This is a genomic window from Microbacterium sp. NPDC090007 (assembly GCF_044748345.1).
Taxonomy (GTDB): domain Bacteria; phylum Actinomycetota; class Actinomycetes; order Actinomycetales; family Microbacteriaceae; genus Microbacterium.
On sequence record NZ_JBIVFV010000001.1, the window covers coordinates 34,013 to 58,230 of the forward strand.

The 24,218-nt window shown below is 70.4% G+C and carries 16 protein-coding genes; 11 read left to right on the forward strand and 5 right to left on the reverse strand.

Going from position 1 to position 24,218, the window contains the following annotated elements:
* Positions 1–39: 39 nt before the first annotated feature.
* Positions 40–1,089, forward strand: coding sequence for an LLM class flavin-dependent oxidoreductase (locus tag ACIPVB_RS00165; protein WP_400365884.1), 1,050 nt, complete (start codon positions 40–42; stop codon positions 1,087–1,089).
* Between the two features lie 52 nt (positions 1,090–1,141).
* Here ACIPVB_RS00165 and pheA read toward each other — a convergent pair whose 3' ends face one another.
* Positions 1,142–2,104, reverse strand: coding sequence for a prephenate dehydratase (gene pheA / locus ACIPVB_RS00170; RefSeq protein WP_400365886.1), 963 nt, complete (start codon positions 2,102–2,104; stop codon positions 1,142–1,144).
* A 101-nt stretch (positions 2,105–2,205) separates the two neighbouring features.
* Here pheA and pgm point away from each other — a divergent pair, with 101 nt between their 5' ends.
* Positions 2,206–3,852, forward strand: coding sequence for a phosphoglucomutase (alpha-D-glucose-1,6-bisphosphate-dependent) (pgm, locus tag ACIPVB_RS00175; RefSeq protein WP_400365887.1), 1,647 nt, complete (start codon positions 2,206–2,208; stop codon positions 3,850–3,852).
* A gap of 355 nt (positions 3,853–4,207) precedes the next feature.
* On the opposite strand, the gene ACIPVB_RS00180 is transcribed toward pgm, so the two are convergent.
* The 3 genes from ACIPVB_RS00180 to ACIPVB_RS00190 all read right to left on the reverse strand — a co-directional run bounded on the left by ACIPVB_RS00180 (position 4,208) and on the right by ACIPVB_RS00190 (position 10,565).
* On the reverse strand, positions 4,208–5,254 hold the full coding sequence (locus ACIPVB_RS00180; protein ID WP_400365889.1) for an NAD(P)-dependent alcohol dehydrogenase: 1,047 nt from the start codon (positions 5,252–5,254) through the stop codon (positions 4,208–4,210).
* A gap of 151 nt (positions 5,255–5,405) precedes the next feature.
* Positions 5,406–9,305 (reverse strand): glycoside hydrolase, encoded by a 3,900-nt coding sequence (locus ACIPVB_RS00185; RefSeq protein WP_400365891.1) that lies wholly within the window; start codon positions 9,303–9,305, stop codon positions 5,406–5,408.
* Between the two features lie 216 nt (positions 9,306–9,521).
* Positions 9,522–10,565: a LacI family DNA-binding transcriptional regulator gene (locus ACIPVB_RS00190; RefSeq protein ID WP_400365893.1), complete on the reverse strand. Its 1,044-nt coding sequence runs from the start codon at positions 10,563–10,565 to the stop codon at positions 9,522–9,524.
* A 110-nt stretch (positions 10,566–10,675) separates the two neighbouring features.
* Between ACIPVB_RS00190 and ACIPVB_RS00195 the strand changes: the two genes are divergently transcribed.
* The 5 genes from ACIPVB_RS00195 to ACIPVB_RS00215 all read left to right on the forward strand — a co-directional run bounded on the left by ACIPVB_RS00195 (position 10,676) and on the right by ACIPVB_RS00215 (position 17,300).
* A complete protein-coding gene (locus tag ACIPVB_RS00195; RefSeq protein ID WP_400365894.1) occupies positions 10,676–11,599 on the forward strand; it encodes a carbohydrate ABC transporter permease in 924 nt (307 codons plus the stop codon).
* Between the two features lie 122 nt (positions 11,600–11,721).
* Positions 11,722–12,531 carry a carbohydrate ABC transporter permease gene (locus ACIPVB_RS00200; RefSeq protein WP_108318357.1) on the forward strand — a complete coding sequence of 270 codons (810 nt, stop codon included), beginning with the start codon at positions 11,722–11,724 and terminating at the stop codon, positions 12,529–12,531.
* 88 nt (positions 12,532–12,619) lie between these two features.
* Complete coding sequence (locus tag ACIPVB_RS00205) at positions 12,620–13,969, forward strand: ABC transporter substrate-binding protein (RefSeq protein ID WP_400365895.1); 1,350 nt, start codon at positions 12,620–12,622, stop codon at positions 13,967–13,969.
* Positions 13,970–14,044: 75 nt separating this feature from the next.
* On the forward strand, positions 14,045–15,565 hold the full coding sequence (locus tag ACIPVB_RS00210) for an alpha-N-arabinofuranosidase (RefSeq protein WP_400365896.1): 1,521 nt from the start codon (positions 14,045–14,047) through the stop codon (positions 15,563–15,565).
* Between the two features lie 13 nt (positions 15,566–15,578).
* A complete protein-coding gene (locus tag ACIPVB_RS00215) occupies positions 15,579–17,300 on the forward strand; it encodes a glycoside hydrolase family 35 protein (protein ID WP_400365897.1) in 1,722 nt (573 codons plus the stop codon).
* A 149-nt stretch (positions 17,301–17,449) separates the two neighbouring features.
* On the opposite strand, the gene ACIPVB_RS00220 is transcribed toward ACIPVB_RS00215, so the two are convergent.
* The gene (locus ACIPVB_RS00220) at positions 17,450–18,466 is read right to left on the reverse strand and encodes a LacI family DNA-binding transcriptional regulator (protein WP_400365899.1); all 1,017 of its coding nucleotides are present in this window, start codon (positions 18,464–18,466) and stop codon (positions 17,450–17,452) included.
* Positions 18,467–18,605: 139 nt separating this feature from the next.
* Between ACIPVB_RS00220 and ACIPVB_RS00225 the strand changes: the two genes are divergently transcribed.
* The 4 genes from ACIPVB_RS00225 to ACIPVB_RS00240 all read left to right on the forward strand — a co-directional run bounded on the left by ACIPVB_RS00225 (position 18,606) and on the right by ACIPVB_RS00240 (position 23,861).
* Positions 18,606–20,639 carry a beta-galactosidase gene (locus ACIPVB_RS00225; protein WP_400365901.1) on the forward strand — a complete coding sequence of 678 codons (2,034 nt, stop codon included), beginning with the start codon at positions 18,606–18,608 and terminating at the stop codon, positions 20,637–20,639.
* Entirely contained in the window at positions 20,636–21,565 is a 930-nt protein-coding gene (locus ACIPVB_RS00230) for a carbohydrate ABC transporter permease (protein ID WP_400365903.1), read from the forward strand. Before ACIPVB_RS00225 ends, ACIPVB_RS00230 begins: the two co-directional genes overlap by 4 nt.
* Positions 21,562–22,461, forward strand: a complete 900-nt coding sequence (locus tag ACIPVB_RS00235; RefSeq protein WP_400365904.1) for a carbohydrate ABC transporter permease — start codon at positions 21,562–21,564, stop codon at positions 22,459–22,461. The genes ACIPVB_RS00230 and ACIPVB_RS00235 overlap by 4 nt, the downstream gene beginning before the upstream one ends.
* A gap of 74 nt (positions 22,462–22,535) precedes the next feature.
* A complete protein-coding gene (locus tag ACIPVB_RS00240) occupies positions 22,536–23,861 on the forward strand; it encodes an ABC transporter substrate-binding protein (protein WP_400365906.1) in 1,326 nt (441 codons plus the stop codon).
* The last annotated feature ends 357 nt before the right edge of the window (positions 23,862–24,218 follow it).

Genomic DNA, 24,218 nt, shown 5'->3' on the forward strand with positions numbered 1-24,218 from the left:
AAACGGAATACGCGCGTCGCCGCGGCGGTTGTACCAGGGGTGAACGACGCGATCCCCTCCCTCTCCGTTCTCGACCTCGTGCCCGTGCGTCACGGGCAGACCAGCGCGCAGGCGGTGAGCGCGGCCCTCGATCTCGTCGAGCACGCCGACCGCCTCGGTTACCGCCGCTACTGGTTCGCCGAGCACCACAACATGCCGGCCGTGGCATCCACCACTCCCCCGGTCCTCATCGCCGCGGCGGCCGCGCGGACGAGCCGCATCCGCGTCGGCTCGGGCGGTGTCATGCTGCCCAACCACTCGCCGCTCATCGTCGCCGAGCAGTTCGCCGCCCTCGAAGCCCTGGCCCCCGGTCGCATCGACCTGGGCATCGGCCGTGCACCCGGCAGCGACCCGGTCATCACGCAGCTGCTCAACCGCTCGGGCACGACCAGCGACGTCTCGCGATTCCCCGACCATGTCACCGACATCATGGCGCTGACCTCGCCCGACGGCGCAACCGTGCGGTTCACCTCGGGCACCGAGTACCAGGTGAAGGCCACCCCCGCCGCCACCGGGATGCCGCAGGTCTGGCTCCTGGGTTCGAGCGATTACTCGGCTCAGCTCGCAGCGAGCTTCGGTCTGCCGTACGTCTTCGCCAACCACTTCGCCGGTGAGGGCCTGGACCGCGCGCTGCACCTGTACCGCGACCAGTTCGTACCCAACGACTCGGGCGAGGGCCCGCGCACCTTCGTCACCGCGAACGTCGTGGCCGCCCCCACCACCGACGAGGCCGAGGAGCGCGCTCTTCCGCAGCTGCGCATGATGGCGCGCCTGCGCACCAACCGCCCCCTCGTGCCGCTCGAGACGATCGAGCAGGCGAAGGCCGACCCGTTCGACGCGATGGCCGAGTCGATCATGGCGTCGACGCGGCAGAAGTGGTTCGTCGGTTCGGGGCCCGAGGTGCAGGGCCAGCTCGCCGCCTTCGCCGCCCAGCACGGCGTCGACGAGATCATGGTGTCGCCGGTGGCGGGTGCCTACGACGGCGAGGGAGCGGACGGACGCATTCAGACGCTCGAGCTGATCGCACAGCAGGCGGCCGTCGCGGCCTGAGAGGGGTGGGCGGGTGCAAATACCCGCCCACGGTCGCCGAGGCGTCCGAGGGTCAGGCCTCGGGCTCGCCGCTCAGCAGACCCCGCAACCAGTCGCGCGCCTCGACGAACACGTCGTCGCTGTAGCGCTGCGGGTACCGGACGATCGCGCGGTCCGCGCGTGCATACGAGCCGAGGAAGATGACCTTCGGGCTGAAGCGCCGAAGGCCCAGCAGCGCGTCGGCCATGCGCTCGTCGTGCACGTGCCCGTCGGCGTCGATCACGAAGCGGTAGCGCCCGAGGGCGTCGCCGATGGGACGGGATGCCAGCAGGCTCAGGTTGATGCCCCGGGTGGCGAACTGCTCGAGCAGCTCCAGCAGCGCGCCCGGGTGATCCTCGGGCAGCTCGACGATGAGCGAGGTCTTGTCGGCCCCGGTGGGGGGTGCCGGCGCGACCGTGCGGCTGACGAGCACGAAGCGCGTGACGGCGTTGGGGTTGTCGCCGATGCTCTCGGCCAGCACGGTGACGTCGTGGTGGGCGACGATCCCGGGGGCGGCGACAGCGGCATCCGCGGCACTGGTCCCATCCAGCACGCCGAGGGCGCTGGCGACGTTGCTCTCGGCCGGCAGGTGGGCGTGCGCGGGCAGATTCTTGCTCAGCCACCCCAGGCACTGGCCGTACGCGACCGGGTGGGCGGCGACGAGCGAGACGTCCTCGAGCGTCGCGCCGGGACGACCGACGAGCACGAAGTTCACCGGGACGAGGTATTCGCCCACGATGCGCAGCCCCGGCACGGTCGCCAGGGCGTCCTGCGCGGTCGAGACCCCGCCGTCGACGGAGTTCTCGATCGCGATCATCGCGGCATCCGATCGCCCCTCGACGACGTCGGCCAACGCTTCGCCGACGTTGCGCACGGGCCGCCAGATCTGGTCGCGTGCCTCGGGAACCTGGGCGAGAGCGGCTTCGGTGAACGTGCCCGCGGGGCCGAGGTAGCTGTAGGTGCGACGAGCGGGGGCGTTGTCTGTGTCGGGCAGCACCGGCTCAGCCTAGCCGCGTCCCCCCGCCGTCCCGCCGACGGATTCGCCGGGAATGCGTCACGGCGTGTGCGCATGTCGGGGACAGCGGGCAGACTGGGCGCATGAGCAGTCGCGCAGGACAGCCCGCCGAGGCATCCGATCTCATCGACATCGACGAACTGATCGCCGCGTATTACGACCGCAAACCGGATGCCGCGGTGCCCGAGCAGCGCGTCGCCTTCGGCACCAGCGGTCACCGCGGTTCGTCACTGAGCACCAGCTTCAACGAGGACCACATCCTCGCCACGACCCAGGCGATCGTGGACTACCGCGCCGCGCAGGGCATCACCGGACCGCTGTTCCTGGGCCGCGACACCCACGGGCTGTCGCTGCCCGCCGAGCGCAGCGCCATCGAGGTGCTGGTCGCGAACGGCGTCGACGTGCGCGTCGACGCACGCGACTCGTGGGTGCCGACCCCCGCGCTCAGCCACGCGATCCTCACCTACAACCGCAACCTGTCCACCGACGACCCGGGCCGCTCCGACGGCATCGTCGTCACGCCCTCGCACAACCCACCCCGCGACGGCGGCTTCAAGTACAACCCGCCGCATGGCGGCCCCGCCGACACCGACGCCACCGGCTGGATCGCCGACCGCGCGAACGAGCTCATCGCCGCCGGCCTCGAGGGTGTGAAGCGTACGCGTCACGCCGACATCGACCTCGAGAGCCTGGGCCAGTACGACTTCCGCGACGCGTACGTGCGGGATCTGGCATCCATCATCGACGTAGACGCGATCAGGAACGCCGGCGTGCGCATCGGCGCCGACCCGTTGGGGGGCGCGTCGGTGGAGTACTGGGCGCTCATCGCCGAGGTCTACGGCCTCGACCTCACGGTCGTGAACCCCGAGGTCGACCCGACGTGGAAGTTCATGACGCTCGACTGGGACGAGAAGATCCGCATGGATCCCTCGTCGCCGTCGGCCATGGCCTCGCTCGTCGCCGCGCGCGATGAGTACGACATCCTCACGGGCAACGACGCCGATGCGGACCGCCACGGCATCGTCACGCCCGACGCCGGCCTGATGAACCCCAACCACTACCTCGCCGTCGCGATCGACTACCTCTTCTCGCACCGCCCGGACTGGCCCGCCGACGCGGCGGTGGGCAAGACGCTCGTGTCGTCGATGATCATCGACCGCGTCGCCGCGTCGCTCGGCAAGACGCTGCTCGAGGTGCCGGTGGGCTTCAAGTGGTTCGTGCCGGGGCTCCTCGACGGCTCCGTCGCCTTCGGCGGTGAGGAATCGGCCGGAGCGTCGTTCCTGCGCAAGGACGGCACCGTGTGGACCACCGACAAAGACGGCATCCTGCTCTGCCTTCTCGCCGCCGAGATCTTCGCCGTCACCGGCAAGACGCCCTCGCAGCGCTACGCCGAGCTCGAGGCGGAGTTCGGCGCCTCGGCGTACCAGCGCGTCGACGCGCCCGCGTCGCCCGCGCAGAAGTCGGCCCTGTCCAAGCTGGCTCCGGATGCCGTGTCGGCCACCGAGCTGGCCGGTGAGCCGATCATCGCCAAGCTGTCGCACGCGCCCGGCAACGGCGCCGCCATCGGCGGGCTGAAGGTGCAGACCGAGTCGGCGTGGTTCGCCGCCCGCCCCTCGGGCACCGAAGACGTCTACAAGCTGTACGGCGAGTCGCTGCGCGGCGAGGATCACCTGCGTGCGGTGCAGGAAGAGGCGCGGGCGGTGGTTTCGGCCGCCCTCGGCGAGGCCTGACCTACGGTCTTCTCAGCGGCGTCGCCCATCGCGGGCGGCGCCGCTTTCGCGTGCGCCCGCGGCGCGCGGGGCGCGGGGCGCGGGGGCGCGGGGGCGCACGGGGCGCGGGGCGGGGGGCGCGGAGGGTGCGGGGCGCCGGGGGCGCCGGGGGCGCCGGGGACGCCGGGGGCCCGGGGTCGCGACGGCGCGGGCGCGCGCGGGTCGGTGCTCGCCGATAAACGCCGATCCGTGCGAAACACGCGGCAACGCCGCGTGTGTGAACACGGATGGCGTTTCTCGGCGAGGGGGGCGGGTATGCCGCGGCCCCGACGCTCCGCGGAACGTCGGGGCCGTGGCATCCGGGCCGGAACGGGGATCAGGCGGGGGCGAAGGTCTTCGCGTCGATGACGAAGCGGTAGCGCACGTCGCTCTTCAGCACGCGCTCGTAGGCCTCGTTGATCTGGTCGGCCGAGATGAGCTCGGTCTCGGGCGCGATGCCGTTCTCGGCGCAGAAGTCGAGCATCTCCTGGGTCTCGCGGATGCCGCCGATCGACGAACCCGCGAAGGAACGACGGTTGGTGAACAGCGTGAAGACCTGGATCGGCAGGGGCTCCGGCGGGGCTCCGACGTTGACCATCGTGCCGTTCAGGGCGAGCAGACCCAGGTACTGCTTGAGGTCGAGCGGGGCGCTGACGGTGTTGATGATGAGGTCGAAGTGCTTCTTCAACGTGGAGAAGGTCTCTTCGTCCTTCGTCGCGTAGTAGTGGTCGGCGCCCATCTTCAGGCCGTCGTCCTTCTTGCTGAGCGTCTGCGAGAGCACCGTGACCTCGGCGCCCATGGCGTGGGCGATCTTGACGGCCATGTGGCCTAGACCGCCGAGGCCGACGACGGCGACCTTCTTGCCGGGGCCGGCGTTCCAGTGGTTCAGCGGCGAGTAGGTCGTGATGCCGGCGCACAGCAGCGGGGCGGCCTTGTCATAGGGGATCGACTCGGGAACGCGCAGCACGAAGTGCTCGTCGACGACGATCTTCTCGCTGTAGCCGCCCTGGGTGATGGTCCCGTCGACGTCCTTCGCGCCGTAGGTGCCGATGTTGCCCTTCTCGCAGTACTGCTCCTCGCCGGCGCGGCAGTTCTCGCACTCGCGGCACGAGTTGACCATGCAGCCGACGCCGACGCGATCGCCGACCTTGTGGCTGGTGACCTCGGAGCCGACCTCGGCGACCGTGCCGACGATCTCGTGACCGACGGTCAGGGGGTAGGGGACGTCACCCCACTCGCCGCGGATGGTGTGGATGTCGGAGTGGCAGATGCCGGCGTAGGCGATGTCGATCAGGACGTCCTTCGGGCCGACCTCGCGGCGCTCGATGGTCGTGGGCTCAAGGGGTGAGGTCGCGGACGACGCCGCGTAGGCGTTGACGTGCATGGGTCTCCTCGGTGGGGTCTATTGGGACGGGTTCCATTGTGCTCTCGCCGAGTCCCGAAAAGACGGGCTTGCACGCACGTGCAAACGGGTGAAGGACGACGCCGGGGGCCGCGCCGGTCGCCTTCCGGCGATCGACGCGGCCCTCTGGCGTTCAGACCCGCGAGCGGCGGCGGCGCAGCGCCAGCGCTCCCGCACCGGCCAGCAGCAGCACGAGGGCGGTGATCGCCGTGGCCGTCACGCCCTCGGCGTTCAGACCCGTCGCCGCGAGAGGCCGACCCGAGGCCTTTCCGGCCGCGTCGGTCGCGCCCGGAGTGCCCGCCCCGGCGCCCCCGCCCGTTCCCGTCCCGGTCCCCGCCCCGGGGGCGCCCGCGCCCGGGGTGCCCGTGCCGGGGGTCACGCCGCCGGAACCGCCCGTGCCGGGAGTGCCACCGTTCGACCCACCCGTGCCCGGGTCGACCACCGCGGCCGGGACCAGCACGCCCGAGCGGCTCGCACCGTCCTGGAACCCGGATGCCGTCGCCGTCACCGCAACGCTGATCTCGCGGCCCGCGTCCGCGGCGGTCAGCACGTAGGCGTCGGCCGTGGCGCCGTCGATCGGCGATCCGTCGCGCAGCCACGCGAAGGCCAGGACGGCATCCGCGGGATCGGTCGTCGCCGTGACCCGCACGGTCGATCCGACGCGCGGCTCTCCGGTGACGACCGGAGTACCCACGCCCACGGCACGGTTCACCGTCACCGTGTACGTGCGCGACGTCCCGTCGGGGGCGGTCACCTCGACCGTGCCGACGCCGCCGACCGCACGTGCGGCCGGATCGGTCGCGCCCGGATGCCTGACGACGACGCGAGCGTCCTCATCCACGGCGAGCGCGTGCAGGCTCGGCCAGGCCGCTCCGGTGGAGGTGACCGTGTACGCGAGGGTGTCGGGGTCGAAGCCCGCGACGGGCTCGTCGCCGACCGTCAGCCGCGCCAGATCGGCGATGCCGGCGGGGGCGGGGGCGGCCGCGTAGATCTCGACCTCGGACACGATCATGTGCGTCTGCGGGCGCGCGGTCATGACCACGCGCACCTCGTCGGCCGCACCCGTGAGCGGCACGCTCACGCGCGGCGCACCGCTCGCGGGATCGGGAACCGGCGTGGCCGCGCCCTGCACCCACTCGCCGTCGGCGAGACGGTGGTCCACCCGGATAGAGGTGGGCCAGCTGAGGGTCGCTCCGTCGCGGTAGAACTGCACGTCGACGTGCGTGAGCGTCTCGCGCTGAGTCAGACGGTAGCTCAGCGTGTCCTGCTCGTTCTTCGTGCCCGAACGCCAGTTCGACCATCCCTTGTCGGTCATGCTGCCGTTGATGGTGTTGCGGACGTCGTACTGCGCGCTCTCGGTGAACGTCGCCGTCGGCTGGCTCTGCGGGGCGCCGTTGTGCTCCGAGGCGGCCGTGACGATGACCGTCAGGCGCGCCGGCAGTTTCTCGCCGCTGGGCGCCGTCACCACGCCGGCGGCCTCGACGGTCCCCGGTGCCGCGAACGACGCGTCATTCAGTCCGTCCCAGTTCCACACGACGGGCACCCCGTACCCCGCGCCCGAGGGGCGCAGTTCGGCCTGGACCTCGGCATCCGCCTGCTTCTGCACGGTGCCGAGGGCGCTGCCGGCGGGGACGGTGACCGACGCCGGCCGCGTCGCGGTGAACGCGCCGACCTCGACCGTCGCGGTCACTTCGAAGGACGCTCCGAACAGATCGGCGCCGGTGCCGCGTACCTGGACCGTGCCGGGGCGCGAGAAGTCCACGCCCTCGAGCTGCCACGTCACCGCGGCGCTGCGCAGCGTCGAGCCGCCGTAGCGCAGGGCGACCGTCTCGGGCAGCGTCGGCGTGACGCCGGCAGCGGTGGCGACCGAGACCGGCTCGGCGCCGACCACGGCCGTTCCGGCGATGCGCCACTGCTGGTTGCCGCCGCCGTTGGACGTCCACAGACCGACCGCCGCCCCGGGCGTGGAGCTGCCGCCGTTGACGTCGAGCACGCGTTCGGCCGCGACGTTCAGGACCGAGTAGTACGTGCCGTCGACGGTGGATGCCATCCACTGCAGGGAGGGGTCGGCCGCCGCCGCGGTCGGGTCGGCGTCGACGAGCGCGGTGCCGCCGCCCCGTGAGGCCAGGAACTTCCCCGTGCCGCTCTGCAGCGTGAAGCGGTGCCGGTTGGTGCCCTCACCGTCGATCGTGCGCACGGTCCAGGACTGCGCGCGCGCAGCCTCGGCCGTCGTGGCCGGGGCCCGGACGGCCAGGGTCGACGACGCGTCGAGGGCGAGGCCGCTCTGCAGTCCCGTCAGCTGAACGGTCTGCCCGTCGCGGAAGGCGGCGGCGTCGGCGGAGACACCCGAGACCCCGTCGATCTGGAAGGTCACGACCGACTTCGCGGGGATGGTGAGGGTGGCGGTGCGGGATGCCGTGTCCACGGCGACCGCTTCTCCCCGCACGAGCGCGTTCGAGGACGGCGCATCGACGGTCGACTGGGTCGTCACGATCGGGGTGACCGTCGCCCCGGGAGCGATCGCACCGAAGTCGCGCAGGTCGATCTCGACGGTGCGGTCCGCGTCCTCGGCGTTGACGTGGACGATGGTCGCGCCCGTGCCGTCGGCGTCGAGCGCCGCGGTGGACTGCGCGTCGTCGGTCGCCATCAGGTGCGCCCCGGGCGTGATGAAGTGGGTGAAGTTGCGCACGGTGTTGAACTTCTCGTTGGTCAGCACCTTGCACGAGGGGTCGGCCTCGCCGTCCGCGATCCGCCGCTCGGACTCGCCCTCGGCGTTGCAGTCGAAATCGATGAAGACGCTGCCCCAGTTCAGCTTCTCGACCTTCTCCATGTTGTAGAGGTCTTCGACGGGCTGCCAGAACACCCACGCGTCCGGCTCGAGCTCGCGCAGGTCGCCCACGATGTGCTGCGCCATGCCGATGCCGTTGTCGATGTCGTTCGTGACGAAGCCCTTGTCCTGCGCGGTCCAGTTGCCCTCGACCTCGCTCATCCAGAGCGGCTTGTCCGCGGCCTTGGCGATGTCACGGACCACCGGACGCCCGTCGGTGCCGTAGGTGTGGACGTTCAGCTGGTCCACGAGCGCCTTGGACTGCGCCGACCACGCGTTCCAGTTGGTGGCGAAGATGCCGGGGTTGGTCTCGTCCATCGCCGAGATGACGGCGTCGGTCGTAGTGCTCGGCTGCGCCAGACGCGCCGCGAGCGCTTTGACCATGGCGTCCTGCGCCTGCGGTCCGATGTGAGCGCCCTCTTGACGTCCACCGGTCGGCCAGGTCGCGCCGTCGGGGATCTGCGTCGACCAGTAGTTGGTGTTGGGCTCGTTGAACGGATCGATCGTGTCGAAGGTGATGCCGTGCTTCTTCTCGAGCTCGTCGACGACGGTGACGAGGTAGCCGGCGAACTTGTCCATGTCGGCCGGGGCGAGTTGCTCGCTGGTGGCGTTGTTGATGCCTCCCGAGGCGTAGCCGCTCTGCGTGAGGAAGTACGGCGGCGAGTTGCTGAACGCCTCCCAGTGGGTGACCTTGTCCTTCAGCGCGTCGAGCCACCAGCGCTGACCGGCATCGGCGTCGAAGTCGAACGAGGCGGGATCGTCCGGATTCCACGCCGCCTTGTAGCGGTCGCGATCGGCGTAGGTCGAGGTGATCGGCCCCTTCGCGTCGCTCGCGGCGAGGTCGGGGTTCCAGAATCCCGGCACCGCTCCACCCGGGCGCACGTACGAGGGCACGTCGATGGCGTTGCCGCCGCCGATGTTGTACCGGGCGATGTTGAGGTTGAGCCCGTCATCGCCGAAGACGGCGTCGTAGAGCTTCTGCCGGACGTCGGCGGGATAGCCGCCGGTCGCGTTGGCGAACCAGACGAGGCTGGTCCCCCACCCTTCGAAGGGTTTCTCGGACGCGGTGGCGGGATTGGGGGTGATGCGCACGGGCGCGGACCCGGCCGCCTGGGCCGGAGAAGGTGCCACGGCGGCCGCGGCTCCGAGCGCGCCGGCGGCCAGGGCCACGGCGCAGGTCATCGACAGCAGTCGAATCGACGTCATCGTCATTCCGATCCGGTCGCATCGGCGCGACCTCGGTGGGGGGGGCGTGTTGACGTCAACATGTTGACGTCAACAGCGAGCCTATGGGAGAGCCGACCGCCGCCGCAATGCCCGGTCGGCGCGAGCTCCGCCCGGGCGGGAGGCGACCGCACGAGCACGGCTCCGCACTCGCCGCGCGCCGCGACCCGTCCCGGGGCTGGACGACGGCGGCCCGGCTCAGCGCGGGCCGGAGCTCGCCCGGACGACGAGCGACGTCGGCACGAGGGTGCGGGCGTGCTCGCCACCCGGCCCCTCGATGTCGGCGATCAACGCGCTCATCGCCTCTTCGCCGACGCGTTGGAAGCGCTGGCGGACGGTGGTCAGTGGCGGCCAGAAGTTGGCCGCCTCGGGCATGTCGTCGAAGCCCACGACGCTCACCTGGCCGGGCACCGCCCGCCCCGCCTCGTGCAGGGCGCGGATGACGCCGAGCGCCATCTGGTCGTTCGCCGCGAACACCGCGGTCACCTCGGGCCGCACCGCCAGCTCGGCGCCGATGCGGTGGCCCGACTCGGCCGTCCAGTCGCCGATCTGCACGGCGGGGACGCGGCATCCCCGATCCTCGAGGGCCTCGCGCCAGGCGATGCGGCGACGCTCGGCGGCGAAGGACTCGGGCGGACCCGACACGTGCCACACCGTCTCGTGGCCCAGATCGAGCAGGTGCTCGGTCGCCAGCCGGGCCCCCTGCGCCTGGTCGTTGTCCACGACGGCGTAGGGGTAATCAGCGCTCGAATCGACGACCACGACCGGAAGACCCGAGGGGATCGACAGCTCGTTCTCGCCCAGCCGGTGCGTCTCGATGAGGATCACGATGCCGTCGACCGCGTGCTCGCGCAGGCGCAGGAACGCCCCCGACACGTCGGACTGCGACGCCGACTGCACGGTGATGAGCGTGATCGAGTAACCGGATGCCGCGGCGACCGACGCCAGAGCGTCGAGGGTGCGCGTGTTGCCGTACGAGCTGAGCGAGAACATGATCACGCCGATGCTGCGGAACCGGCCCGACCGCAGCGCGCGGGCGGCGCTGTTGGGCCGGTAGCCGAGCGTGGCCATCGCGTCCAGGACGCGCTGGCGGGTGTCGGGGTCGACGTTCGCGCGTCCGTTCGCGACGCGCGAGACGGTCTGTCCCGACACGCCGGCGGCCGCGGCCACGTCGGCCATCGACACCTCTCGTCGGCGTTCGCGCGTCGGGATCGCGGTCGACGTCGTCGTCGTCTCGCTCATGTCGGCCCCCTCGGATGTTGACGTTGACACCCTAGCGCGGTCGGGTTATGTTTACGTCAACATCCCGGCCAACCCGACCGGGATGCGCACCAACGAAGAGGCACCGGACGATGACGACCACCGCGGCACCCCCGCCCGCCCTGCGCACTCCGCGGCGCAAGCGGCGCGCACGAATCGACGACCGGGGCTGGCTGTTCGTCGCCCCCTTCGCGCTGATCTTCGCGCTCGTGTTCCTCGCGCCGCTGGCGTACTCGATCTACCTGAGCCTGTTCCGCGATCAGCTCATCGGCGGCAACGCCTTCGTCGGTCTCGACAACTACGTCACCGCGTTCGCCGACCCGAAGTTCTGGGACGGCTTCGGCCGCGTCGGGGCCTTCCTCGTCGTCCAGGTGCCGATCATGCTGGTGCTCGCCCTGGCCGCAGCCCTGGCGATCGACAGCGCGCGCCTCCACACCGCCGGCTTCTACCGCATCGTGATCTTCCTGCCCTACGCCGTGCCCGCCGTCGTCGCGGTGCTCATGTGGGGCTACATCTACGGCGACCAGTTCGGCCTCACGCGCAACCTCAACGACCTGCTCGGCGGCACCTACGTCCAGCCGTTCCTCCCCGAGTGGATGCTGCTGTCGATCGGCAACATCGTGACCTGGCAGTTCGTGGGCTACAACATGCTCATCTTCTACTCGTCGCTGAAGACCATCCCCACCGAGCTGTACGAAGCGGCATCCATCGACGGAGCGGGCGCGTGGCGCACGATCTTCTCGATCAAGATCCCCGCCGTGCGCGGCGCGATCGTCATCGCGACCATCTTCTCGATCATCGGCAGCTTCCAGCTCTTCAACGAGCCCAACATCCTCAAGCCGCTGGCCCCGAACACGATCTCGACGTTCTTCACGCCGAACATGTACGCCTACAACCTCTCGTTCGCCGGCCAGCAGTACAACTACGCGGCCACGATCGCCATCATCATGGGCGTCATCACCGCCGTCATCGCCTACGTCGTGCAGCTGCGCGGCTCACGTCAGGAGGCGCGATGACCACCGCGACCGCACCCCGCACCGACACCGTCGCCGTGACCACCTCGCGAGGCACCGGCCGCGCCCGCTTCGCGCGCACGTCGCCGACCCGCAGCAAGAAGTCGCTGGTGCTCAGCATCGTGATGGGCCTGTACCTGCTGTACACCCTCGTGCCCCTGGCGTGGCTGGTCATCAACGCCACGAAGACCCAGCCCGACCTGTTCACCACCTTCGGCCTGGGCCCGGGCAACAGCTTCGCCCTCTTCGACAACATCGCGCAGACCCTGACCTACCGGGACGGCATCTTCGTCCGGTGGCTCGGCAACACCCTGCTGTACGTCGTGGTCGGCGCCGGCGGCGCGACGCTGCTCGCCACCCTCGCCGGATACGGTCTCGCCAAGTACAATTTCCGCGGGCGCAAGGCGGTCTTTGCCGTGGTCCTCGGCGCGATCGCCGTCCCCGGTACGGCCCTCGCCGTGCCCACGTTCCTGCTGTTCAGCCAGCTCGGCCTGACGAACACCCCGTGGGCGATCATCATCCCCTCTCTCATCAGCCCGTTCGGGCTGTACCTGATCTGGGTCTACGCCTCGGACGCGATCCCCACCGAGCTGCTCGAGGCCGCCCGCATGGACGGAGCGGGCGAGTTCCGCACGTTCTTCACCATCTCGATCCGGCTGCTCACCCCCGGCATCGTCACCGTGCTGCTGTTCGCGGTCGTGGCGACGTGGAACAACTACTTCCTCCCGCTGATCATGCTGAGCGACCCGGCGTGGTACCCGCTCACGGTCGGCCTCAACCAGTGGAACGCGCAGGCCATCGGCGTCGGCGCGCAGCCCATCTACAACCTCGTGATCACCGGAGCACTGCTGTCGATCATCCCGATCGTCGCCGCGTTCCTCGTGCTGCAGCGCTTCTGGCAGTCGGGCCTGAGCGCCGGCAGCGTCAAGCAGTGATCCCCTGACCCCCCACCGCAGCAACCCGCCCGCGGGTCGCCGCAGCAGCATCCGCACCACATCCACAACAACGAAGTAGAGGAATCCGATGACATTCATGCGCAAGGGCTCCGCCGTCCGGCGGACCGTCTTCGCCGTCGCCGCCACCGCCCTGACGGTGGGCGCACTGACCGCGTGCTCGGGCGGCAACGCCGGCGGCGGCGCGGCCGGTTCGGCCGACGACATCGAGAAGGCGCTCCAGGCCGGCGGCGAGATCACGTACTGGTCGTGGACGCCCTCCGCCGAGGCGCAGGTCGCCGCTTTCCAGGCGAAGTACCCGAACGTCAAGGTGAACCTCGTCAACGCGGGCACCAACACCGAGGAGTACACCAAGCTGCAGAACGCCATCAAGGCGGGCTCCGGCGCCCCCGACGTGGTGCAGATCGAGTACTACGCCTTCCCCCAGTTCGCACTCTCGGACTCGCTGCTCGACCTGTCGTCGTACGGCTTCGGCGACCTCTCGGGCGACTACAGCTCGGGCCCGTGGGGCTCGGTCGACTTCGACGGCAAGATCTACGGTCTTCCGCAGGACTCGGGCCCCATGGCCCTCTTCTACAACAAAGAGGTCTTCGACCAGGCCGGCATCTCGGCCCCCAAGACGTGGGACGAGTACTACGCGGCAGCGCAGAAGCTGCACGCGGCGGACCCGTCGAAGTACATCACCGCCGACACCGGCGACTCGGGCTTCGCCACCAGCATGATCTGGCAGGCCGGCGGCACCCCGTTCAAGACCTCGGGCACCGACGTCACGATCGACCTGCAGGACGAGGGCTCGAAGAAGTTCGCCGACAACTGGAACCGCCTCGTCGAGGGCGGCCTGCTCGCCGACACCCCGGCGTGGAGCGACGAGTGGTTCAAGGGGCTCGGCGACGGCTCGATCGCCTCGCTGATCACGGGCGCCTGGATGCCGGGCGTCCTGGAGTCGTCGGTCAAGGACGGCTCGGGCAAGTGGGCCGTGGCCCCCATCCCGACCTATGACGGCACGGCGGTGACCGCCGAGAACGGCGGCGGCGGCCAGGCGGTCGTCAAGCAGAGCAAGAACCCGGCTCTGGCGGCCGGCTTCCTCAAGTGGCTGAACAACGACGAGGAGAGCCTCAAGATCTTCGCGGAGTCCGGCGGCTTCCCCTCCACCACCGCGCAGCTCAGCGACCCCGCTTTCGTCGAGCAGGAGTCGAGCTACTTCGGCGGCCAGAAGATCAACGAGGTGCTGACGCAGGCCTCGAGCGAGGTCCGTGAGGGCTGGAGCTACCTGCCGTTCCAGGTGTTCGCCAACAGCATCTTCAGCGACACGGTCGGCCAGTCCTACGCGTCGAAGAGCGACCTCAACACCGGTCTGACGACCTGGCAGGACCAGCTCGTCCAGTACGGCAACGACCAGGGCTTCTCGGTCAACAAGTAACAATCCGCGTGGGGGCGGGTCGCATCTGTTCGTCTGCGACCCGCCCCCTTCCCTTCCCCGCGAGGAGACACCCGAATGACCTCCCCCACCCGCATCGTCGTCGATCGCTCCGCGACCGGTGCCCCAGTTCCGCGCCGCCTGTTCGGCTCGTTCGTGGAGCACATGGGCCGCTGCGTGTACGACGGCATCCATTCCCCCGGGCACGGCACGGCGGACGCGGCGGGCTTCCGCGCCGACGTGCTCGAGCTGGTGCGCGAGCTGGGGGCGACGGTGGTGCGCTACCCCGGCGGCAACTTCGTCTCCGGGTACCGGTGGGAGGACGGCGTGGGGCCGCGCGAGGCGCGTCCGGTGAGACTGGATGCCGCGTGGCACAGCACCGAGACCAATCAGGTGGGGCTGCACGAGTTCGCCGAATGGGCGGATGCCGCGGGCCTGGAGGTCATGGAGGCGGTCAACCTCGGCACGCGCGGCGTCGCCGAGGCCGCCGACCTGCTCGAGTACGCCAACCACCCCTCAGGCACCGCCCTGAGCGACCGCCGTCGCGACAACGGGCGCGACGAGCCCTTCGGGATCCGTCTGTGGTGCCTGGGCAACGAGATGGACGGCCCATGGCAGATCGGGCACAAGACCGCCGACGAGTACGGCCGCCTCGCGGCCGAGACCGCGCGCATGATGCGCTTCATCGACCCCGACGTCGAGCTGGTCGCCGCCGGCAGCTCCAACCACGAGATGCCCACCTTCGGCGAGTGGGAGCGCACGGTGCTGCGCCACACCGCGGGCCTGATCGACCACATCTCGGTGCACGCGTACTACGAGGAGGACCCCGCCGATCCGGCGAGCTTCCTCGCGAGCGGCGCCGCCCTGGACCGTTACATCGGCGATGTCGTCGACATCATCGACGACACCGGCGCCACGACCCCCGACGGCGGCACCATCGGCATCAGCGTCGACGAGTGGAACGTCTGGAACCAGACGCGCTGGAACGATGTCGACAAGCCCCGCGTCTTCACCGGCGACTGGCCGATCGCACCGCGCCTGATCGAGGACGACTACACCGTCACCGACGCCGTCGTCGTCGGCTCCCTGCTGATCACCCTCATCCGACGCTCCGACCGCGTGTCGATGGCGAACCTCGCGCAGCTCGTGAACGTCATCGCCCCCATCCGCACCGAACCCGGCGGCGGACCCGCGTGGCGGCAGAGCACCTTCCACCCCTTCGCGCTCACGGCGAAGGCCGCGACCGGGCGCGTCGTCCTCCCCCGCGTCGACGGCGCCTCGATCGACACCGCCCGTCACGGCGCAGTGGATGCCGTCGATGCCGTCGCCGCCGTGGACGGCGACACCGTCGCGGTGTTCCTCGCCCACCGCGACCTCGAGGCACCGACGACCGTCGAGCTCGATCTGGGCCCCGTCGCGGACGTCGAGGCCGTGATCGTCACGGTCCCCGAGGGCGGCGACCGCCACACCACCAACTCGGCGGCCGCCGAAGCCGTCGCCCCCGTCGGGCTCGTCGTCGAGGCCGGGGCCGACGGCATCCTGCGCTTCTCCCTCCCCGCCCTCGCCTGGGTGCGCCTGACCGCGCGCCTCATCGACTGACCCGAAAGACATCGTGACGACCTTCTGCATCGGCGAGACCGACTTCCTTCTCGACGGGCGACCCCACCAGGTCATCTCGGGAACGCTGCACTACTTCCGCATCCACCCCGATCATTGGGCCGATCGCATCCGCACGGCCAAGGCGATGGGCCTGAACACCATCGAGACCTACGTCGCGTGGAACGCGCACGAGCCGGTGCGCGGGGAGTGGGATGCGACCGGGGCGAACGACCTCGGACGCTTCCTCGATCTGATCGCCGCCGAGGGCCTGCACGCGATCGTGCGCCCGGGGCCGTACATCTGCGCGGAATGGCACAACGGCGGCCTGCCGGTGTGGCTGACCTCGACGCCGGGGATCGGCATCCGTCGCTTCGAACCGCAGTTCGTCGAGGCCGTGTCGGAGTACCTGCGCCGGGTGTACGAGATCGTGGCGCCCCGACAGATCGACCGCGACGGCAACGTCGTGCTCGTGCAGATCGAGAACGAGTACGGCGCATACGGATCCGACAAGGACTACCTGCGCGAGCTGGTGCGGGTGACGAAGGACGCGGGCATCACCGTGCCGCTGACCACCGTCGACCAGCCCATGCCGTGGATGCTCGAGGCGGGGAGCCTGCCCGACCTGCACCTCACGGGATCCTTCGGTTCACGGTCCGAGGAGCGTCTCGCCACCCTCCGTGCGCACCAGCCGAGCGGACCGCTGATGTGCAGCGAGTTCTGGGACGGGTGGTTCGACTGGTGGGGCAGCATCCACCACACGACCGACCCCGCGGCATCCGCCCACGATCTCGACGTGCTGCTCGCGGCCGGTGCGTCGGTGAACATCTACATGGTGCACGGCGGCACGAACTTCGGCACGACCAACGGCGCGAACGACAAGGGCCGCTTCGACCCCATCGTGACCTCGTACGACTACGACGCCCCCATCGACGAGTCCGGACACCCCACGGCGAAATTCCACGCCTTCCGCGAGGTCATCGCCAAGTACGCGCCGGTTCCCTCCGACGTCCCCGCCCCCCGGCCCGAGGCCCCCGTTCTCGAGGTCGTCCTGTCGGGCGAGGGCGATTGGATGCCGAGCCCCGCCCCCGCGGCGATGGCCGACGATCCGCCGAGCTTCGAGCAGCTCGCGCACCTGGGCCCCCTGGTGCGCTACGACGTGGCGCTGCCCGCGTTCAGCGGTCCCGCGGCCCTCGTGTTCGACGAGATCCGCGACCTGGCGTGGGTGCACGTCGACGGCGCGCCGGTCGGGCGCCTGTCGCGGACCCTGCACGAGCGGGCGCTGACCATTCCGACGGGTGCGCGTCTCACCGTGCTCGTCGAGGACCAGGGACGCGTGAACTACGCCGACCGCCTCGGCGAGCAGAAGGGGCTCATCGGTACGGCGACGCTGAACGGATCCCCTCTCACCGGGTGGACCGCGACGCCAGTCGACCTGGCATCCGCCACCGGAACCGGTGCGGGCATCGTCGGTCGCGCGCTGCTGCGCGGCGCCTTCGAGCTCGACGTCGCCGCCGACCTGTTCCTGGACACCACCGGCTGGGGCAAGGGCTTCGCGTTCGTCAACGGCTTCTTCCTCGGCAGGTACTGGAACCACGTGCCGCAGAACACCCTCTACGTCCCCGGCCCGGTCACCCGCGCCGGCGCGAACGAGATCGTCGTGCTCGAGCTGGAGCACGCGGTCGAGCCGGTCGCGCGCTTCGTGGCGGGACCGTCTCTGGGCCAGCTCGAGGAGTAACGCGTCACGAGAACAGGCGCGTGCGCCCAGAACAGGCCGATCCCTCGCGGATCGGCCTGTTCTCGTGGCATCCCCTGTTCTGATGACGCGACGGCGCGCCCGCCCGCGCCCGCCCGTGCCCCGAGGGCCGTGATCGACGCCGAGAGCGGCTAGACCGAGGCGCGCCAGACGATCGGCGCGTCGAGCAGGATGCCGCCGGCCTCGGCGACACCGCCCGAGAGCTGCAGCAGCACGGCCTCGGCGGCCGCCGCCCCGAGCCCCTCGGCGGGCTGATCGATCGTCGTGAGCGGAGGGTCGGTGCGCCGCGCCCACGCACTGTCGTCGAAGCCCACGACCCCCACGTCGTCGGGCACGCGCCGACCGGCGGCCCGGAGGGCCTGCACCGCGCCGGCGGCCACGGCATCCGATGCCCCGAACACCGCGTCGATGTCGGGCGCCCGCTCGAGAAGGCGCCGCATGCCGGCCTCGCCGTCGGCGAAGGCGTACAGCGGGACGGGCTCGACGAGCGTGTCGTCGAAGTCGTCGCCGAGTGCCTCGCGGAAGCCCGCGAGGCGGTCGCTGCCGGAGTCGCGATCGAGTGCGGCGGCGATCATGCCGATGCGACGGCGCCCGGAGGCGCGCACGCGCGCGGTGATGGCGCGCGCGGCGCCGAGGTTGTCGATCCCCACCCACGGGCGGCTGATGCCCGGCGGGTGGCCGACGTAGGCCACCGGCAGGCCGAGGCGCTCGACCACGTCGGTGATCGGGTCGTGCTGGCGGGCCGAGACGATGACCGCGCCGTCGACGAATCCTCCGCTGAGGTAGCGGGCCACGCGGTCGGTGTCGCGATCGGTGTCGATCACCAGGCACACCATCTGATAGTCGGCCTGCGAGAGGGCGGTGTTGGCACCGAGCAGGATGCCGCCGATGTTGGGGTCTTCGAGGAACAGCGAGTGCGGCTCGTGGACGATGAAACCCACCGCCTGCGTGCGCTGCCGGACGAGGGTGCGGGCGGCGTTGTTGGGGACGTAGCCGACCTCGCGGATCGCGGTCTGGATCGCTTCGCGCGCGTGATCCGAGACGTAGCCGCCGTTCAGAACGCGACTCACGGTGCCCCGCGAGACCCCGGCCGCCTTCGCCACGTCGTGCACCGTGCTGCGCCGGCGCCCGGGCGGAGGAGGCGTCATGGGGTCAGCCTAGCGAAAGAGGGGAGTTGACGACCGCGGCGCCCCGTGTCAGTATGTGCACGTTCACACATTGTCCTTCCCGCTTGGAGACATGACAATGTGTGCACGTTCACAGAACCCGCGAAGGAGCGACCCCCGGATGCTTGCCGTCGACCATCTGGCCCCTCGGACCCACGAGGAGACGCCGCTGTCGTCCCTGACCCGCGAGGGTCTGGTCTTCGGGTGCGACTACAACCCCGAGCAGTGGGATCGCGCCGTCTGGGACGAGGACATGCGGCTCATGCGCGAGGCCGGCGTCGGACTGGTCGCGGTCAACATCTTCGGGTGGTCCTGGATCAACCCCGCACACGGTGTCTGGAGCTTCGACGAGCTCGACGAGGTCATGGACCTCGCCCACTCGCACGGCATCCGCGTCAACCTCGGCACCGCGACGGCGTCGCCGGCGCCGTGGGTGACGGCACGGCATCCCGAGATCCTCCCCGTCGCCGAAGACGGCACGCGCCGCTTCCCCGGCGGACGCCAGGCGTACTGCCCCAGCTCGCCGGTGTTCCGCGCCTACGCCGCCGAGCTCAGCCGCCGCGTCGTCGAGCGCTACGCCGATCACCCCGCGCTGGCCATGTGGCACGTCTCGAACGAACTCGGATGCCACAACGCCCTGTGCTACTGCGAGGCCAGTGCCGTCGCGTTCCGCACCTGGCTCGAGGCACGCTACGGCTCACTCGCCGAGCTGAACGCCGCGTGGGGCACCTCGTTCTGGAGCCAGCGCTACAGCGCCTGGGACCAGATCCTGCCCCCCATGGCCGCCCTCTCGCTGCGCAACCCCGGTCAGCTCCTGGACTTCCAGCGCTTCTCGTCCGACCAGCAGCTCGAGCTGTACCGCGCCGAGGCCGCCGTGATCCGTGCGCGCAGCGCCGCCCCGGTCACCACGAACTTCATGGTCACCGCGCACATCCGCGCTCTCGACTACTTCTCGTGGGCGGGCGAGATGGACGTGATCGCCAACGATCACTACCTGGACCGTCGCCTGCCCGACCCGCTCGCCGAGCTGTCGTTCGCTGCGGACCTGACCCGCGGTCTCGCCGCCGGCACCCCCTGGCTGCTCATGGAGACCTCCACCGGCGCGGTCAACTGGCAGCCCCACAACCTCGCGAAGGGCCAGGGCGAGCTGCTGCGCAACGTCGTCTCGCACGTCGCACGCGGCGCCGACGGCATCTGCTTCTTCCAGTGGCGCGCCTCGGCGCAGGGGGCCGAGAAGTACCACTCCGCCCTTCTGCCGCACGCCGGGACCGACACCGCGCAGTGGCGCAGCGTCCTCGAGCTCGGCGACACCCTGCGCGCCCTGCAGCCGGTCGCGGGCTCGACCGTCGTGTCGGACGCCGCGGTGCTGTTCGACTGGGAGAGCTGGTGGGCCCTCGAGAACGAGGGGCGTCCGAGCGAAGACGTCCGTTACCTCGATCAGGTGCACGCCGCCCACGCCGCCCTCACCGCGGCCGGGGTCTCGACCGACGTGGTCTCGGTCGGCGGCGATCTGTCGGCCTACCGCCTGGTGGTCGTGCCCGCCCTGCACCTCGTGCGCGACGCCGACGCCGAGCGCATCACCCGCTTCGTCGAGTCCGGCGGCACCGTCGTCATCACCTTCGCCAGCGGCATCGTCGACGAGCGCGACCGCGTGCGTCTCGGCGGGTACCCGGGCGCGTTCCGCGACCTGCTCGGCATCGTGTCCGAGGAGTTCGCCCCCCTCGGACCCGCCCAGACGGTCGCGCTCGACGACGGCACCACCGGCACGATCTGGTCGGAGCGCCTGCGCGCGGTCGACGCCGAGGTCGACGCCCGCTTCGTCGATGGCCCCGCGGCGGGCCAGCCCGCCCGCACGCGGCGCGACGTCGGCGCCGGTTCCGCCTGGTACCTCGCGACGCTCCCCGCCGCCGACGCCTACCGCGACCTGCTCGCTCGAGCGGCCCAGGCCGCCGGCATCCGTTCGACCGCCGCCCACCCGGGCGTCGAGATCGTGCGCCGCGCGGGCACCGACCGCGCCTTCACGTTCGTCGTCAACCACACCACCGAGACGGTCGAGATCGCGGCGCACGGCCGCGACGCGATCAGCGGCGAGTCCGTCGAGGGCGTCGTCACCGTCACCGGCGGCGCCGTCCGCATCATCGAGGAGACCCTGTGACCACCACCGTCCCGGCCCCGACGCGGGCCGCGCGCGCAAGCGATCCCCAACGCCGGCGTCCGCGCGTGCCGTTCAAGAGCGCCATCCTCATCCTGCTCGCCCCCTTCGCGGTGCTCTTCGCGCTGTTCTACGTGCTGCCCATCGGCTTCGCGATCGTGCAGTCCCTGCTCGTCGTGCGCCGCGAAGGCACCTTCGGCAAGGCCGAACTGGTGTTCGGCGGCTTCGCGCAGTACGCGCAGGTCTTCCAGAACGAGGCGTTCTGGTCCTCGATGCTGCGCATGCTCGCCTTCGGCGTCGTCCAGGTGCCGGTCATGCTGGGTCTCGCCCTGATCTTCGCGCTGCTGCTGGACTCCCCGCTGCTGAAGGGCAAGCGGTTCTTCCGCCTCGCCTTCTTCGTGCCGTACGCCGTCCCCGGCGTGATCGCCGCGATCATGTGGGGCTCGCTGTTCTCGCCCAACCTGTCGCCGTTCACGGCGCTCACGCAGAACGTCGACTTCCTCGGCGCCGACCTGGTGCTGTGGTCCATCGCGAACGTCGTGACCTGGGTCTACGTCGGCTACAACATGCTGATCATCTACTCGTCGCTGCTGTCGATCCCGAGCGAGATCTACGAGGCCGCCCGCCTGGACGGCGCGGGCCAGTTCCGCATCGCGTGGTCGATCAAGATCCCGCTCGTGCGCCCCGCCATCGTCATGACGGCGATCTTCTCGATCATCGGCACGCTGCAGCTGCTCGCCGAGCCCCAGGTGTTCCGCTCCTTCAGCTCGGCCGTCACCAGCACGTTCACCCCGAACATGACCGTGTACGCCACGGCATCCATCCCCAATGCGAACCTCGCCGCCGCCTTCTCGGTGGTGCTGGCCGTGACCACCTTCGTGCTGTCGTTCGGCTTCATGAAGTGGATGCAGAAGAAGGGCAACGCATGAGCGCCGTCACCACCCCCCGCCCCGCGCGCACGACGCGCGGCACCCGCTCCGGCGCGGTCCGCGAGCCGCTGATCTCGCGCACCTCGGCGATGCTCGTCATGGCCGTGTTCACGGTCTACTTCCTGCTGCCGCTGTGGTGGCTGCTCGTGGCGTCGAGCAAGAGCACCGGCGACATCCTCACCACGAACCCGCTGTGGTTCGCCGACATGCGCCTGTTCTCCAACATCGGCGACCTGTTCGCCTACCGCGACGGGATCTTCCTGCGCTGGCTCGGCAACTCGCTGCTGTACGCCGGTCTCGGCGGTGCCGTCGCGACGCTGCTGGCCGCCATGGCCGGCTACGCCCTGGCGAAGTACCGATTCCCCGGTCGCGAGCTCGTGTTCGACGTGGTGCTGGGCGGCGTGCTCGTGCCCGCCACCGCCCTCGCGCTGCCGTTGTTCCTCATCTTCAGCCAGGTGCAGCTCACCAACACCTTCTGGGCCGTGTTCCTGCCCTCGCTGGTGAGTCCGTTCGGGGTCTACCTCGCGCGCATCTTCGCGGCGTCGTCGGTGCCCGACGAACTCCTCGAGGCGAGCCGACTGGACGGCGCGGGCGAGATCCGCACCTTCTTCACCGTCAGCCTGCGACTGATGAGCCCGGCGCTGGTGACCATGTTCCTTTTCCAGTTCGTGGCCATCTGGAACAACTTCTTCCTGCCGCTGATCATGCTGCGCAGCGAAGAGCTCTTCCCCGTGGTCTTCGGTCTGTACGGCTGGAACAACCAGCTCAACCAGATCCCGGAGCTGCGCGGACTCGTGCTGATCGGCGCCCTGCTGTCGGTCATCCCCCTCATCGTCATCTTCCTGCTCCTCCAACGCTTCTGGCGCAACGGTCTCGGGACCGGCGCGCTGAAGTGATCCCTTCGGCGGCTCCGGCCGCCCCCACCCCGGACGCAAACGGCGCGTCCGGGACACCAGAGAAAGGCATTCGCATGAAGCACAGAATCCTCGCGGCGACGTCCGGCGTCGCCCTGTCGGCTCTGCTCCTGGCCGGCTGCGCCGGCGGCGGAAGCGGCGACGGCGCCGCAGCCGCCGACTGCACCCCCGCCGACGGCCCCGTCACCCTCGAGTTCACCTCGTGGATCCCCGGCATCGAGTCGGTCGTCGAGATGTGGAACGCGGACAACCCCGACATCCAGGTCAAGGTGCAGACCGGCCCCAACGGCAACAGCGGCACGTACCAGAACTTCTTCAACCAGATCGCGGCCGGAAACGCCCCCGACCTGGGCCAGATCGAGTACGACGCCCTGCCCAACTTCCTCGTCCAGGATGGTCTGGAGAACATCGGCGCCTGCGCCGACGTGACCGCCGCCGAGGACCAGTTCGTCGGTTGGGCGTGGAACCAGGTCGCCCTGGGCGAGGAGGGCGCCGTGTACGGCATCCCCCAGGACATCGGTCCGATGGCGCTGTTCTACCGCGCCGACCTGTTCGAGCAGAACGGCATCGCCGTTCCCACCACGTGGGACGAGTACACCGAGGCCGCGAAGCAGATCCGCGCGCTCGGCGGCTACATCACCAACTTCTCGCAGTCCGACATCAACCAGTTCGCGGGCTTCGTGTGGCAGGCGGGCGGCCAGTGGTTCGGTAACGACGCGGACGGCTGGACCGTCTCGCTGACCGACCCCGCGTCGACGCAGGTCGCCGAGTACTGGCAGTCGCTGATCGACCAGGACCTCGTCTCGACCTACCCGGCGTGGACCGACGAGTGGAACAACGCCTACAACTCCAGCCAGGTCTGGACCTGGAACTCGGCCGTCTGGGGTGCCAACTCGATCTCGAGCGGCGCGCCCGACACCGCCGGGGGCTGGGCCGTCTCGGAGCTGCCGCAGTGGTCGGCCGGCGAGAAGGTCGCGGGCAACTGGGGCGGATCGTCCATCGCGGTCCTGAAGGGCAGCGAGCACCCGTACGAGGCGACGAAGTTCGCCCTGTGGCTGAACACCTCGGAAGAGGCGCTGACCGCGCTGAACAAGGAGGCGAACATCTACCCGGCCACGACGGCGGGCCTGGAGCTGCCCTCGCTCACCGAGGGTGTGGAGTTCTACGGCGGACAGAAGATCTACGACGTCTTCGCCGAGGCCGCCACCCAGGTCAACCCCGACTTCGTGTGGGGTCCGACCATGACCAAGACCTACGCCGACGTGTCGGACGGCTTCAAGGCCGCGGTCAGCGGTGACGGCACCCTGGTCGATGCGCTGCAGAAGGGCCAGGATGCCACCATCGGCGCCCTGGAGTCGCAGTCCATCCCCGTGAAGAAGTAACGCACGCCGTCACGGGAACGCCCGCGGATGCTCCGGCATCCGCGGGCGTTCCCGCGCCCGGGCGCGGTGGCGTCCCGCGGCGCTGCGCCCGGGCGCACCGCGGGCGCGCCCTGTCATGAGAACAGGACGATGCGCCCGGAACAGGCCGATCGTTCGGCTTCACGCCTGTTCTCGTCGCGGGCCCTGTTCTCGTCGCCGAGCCTGACCTTCTGCAGGCCCTGTTTTCGTCGCAGGCCCTGATCCCGTCGCGGGCCCTGTTCTCGTCGCAGGCGCCCCCGCGCATCGCAGGCACCCCGGGCATCGCAGGCGCCCCGGGCATCGCAGGCGCCCCGCGCGCCGCAGGCGTCCTGGACTTCG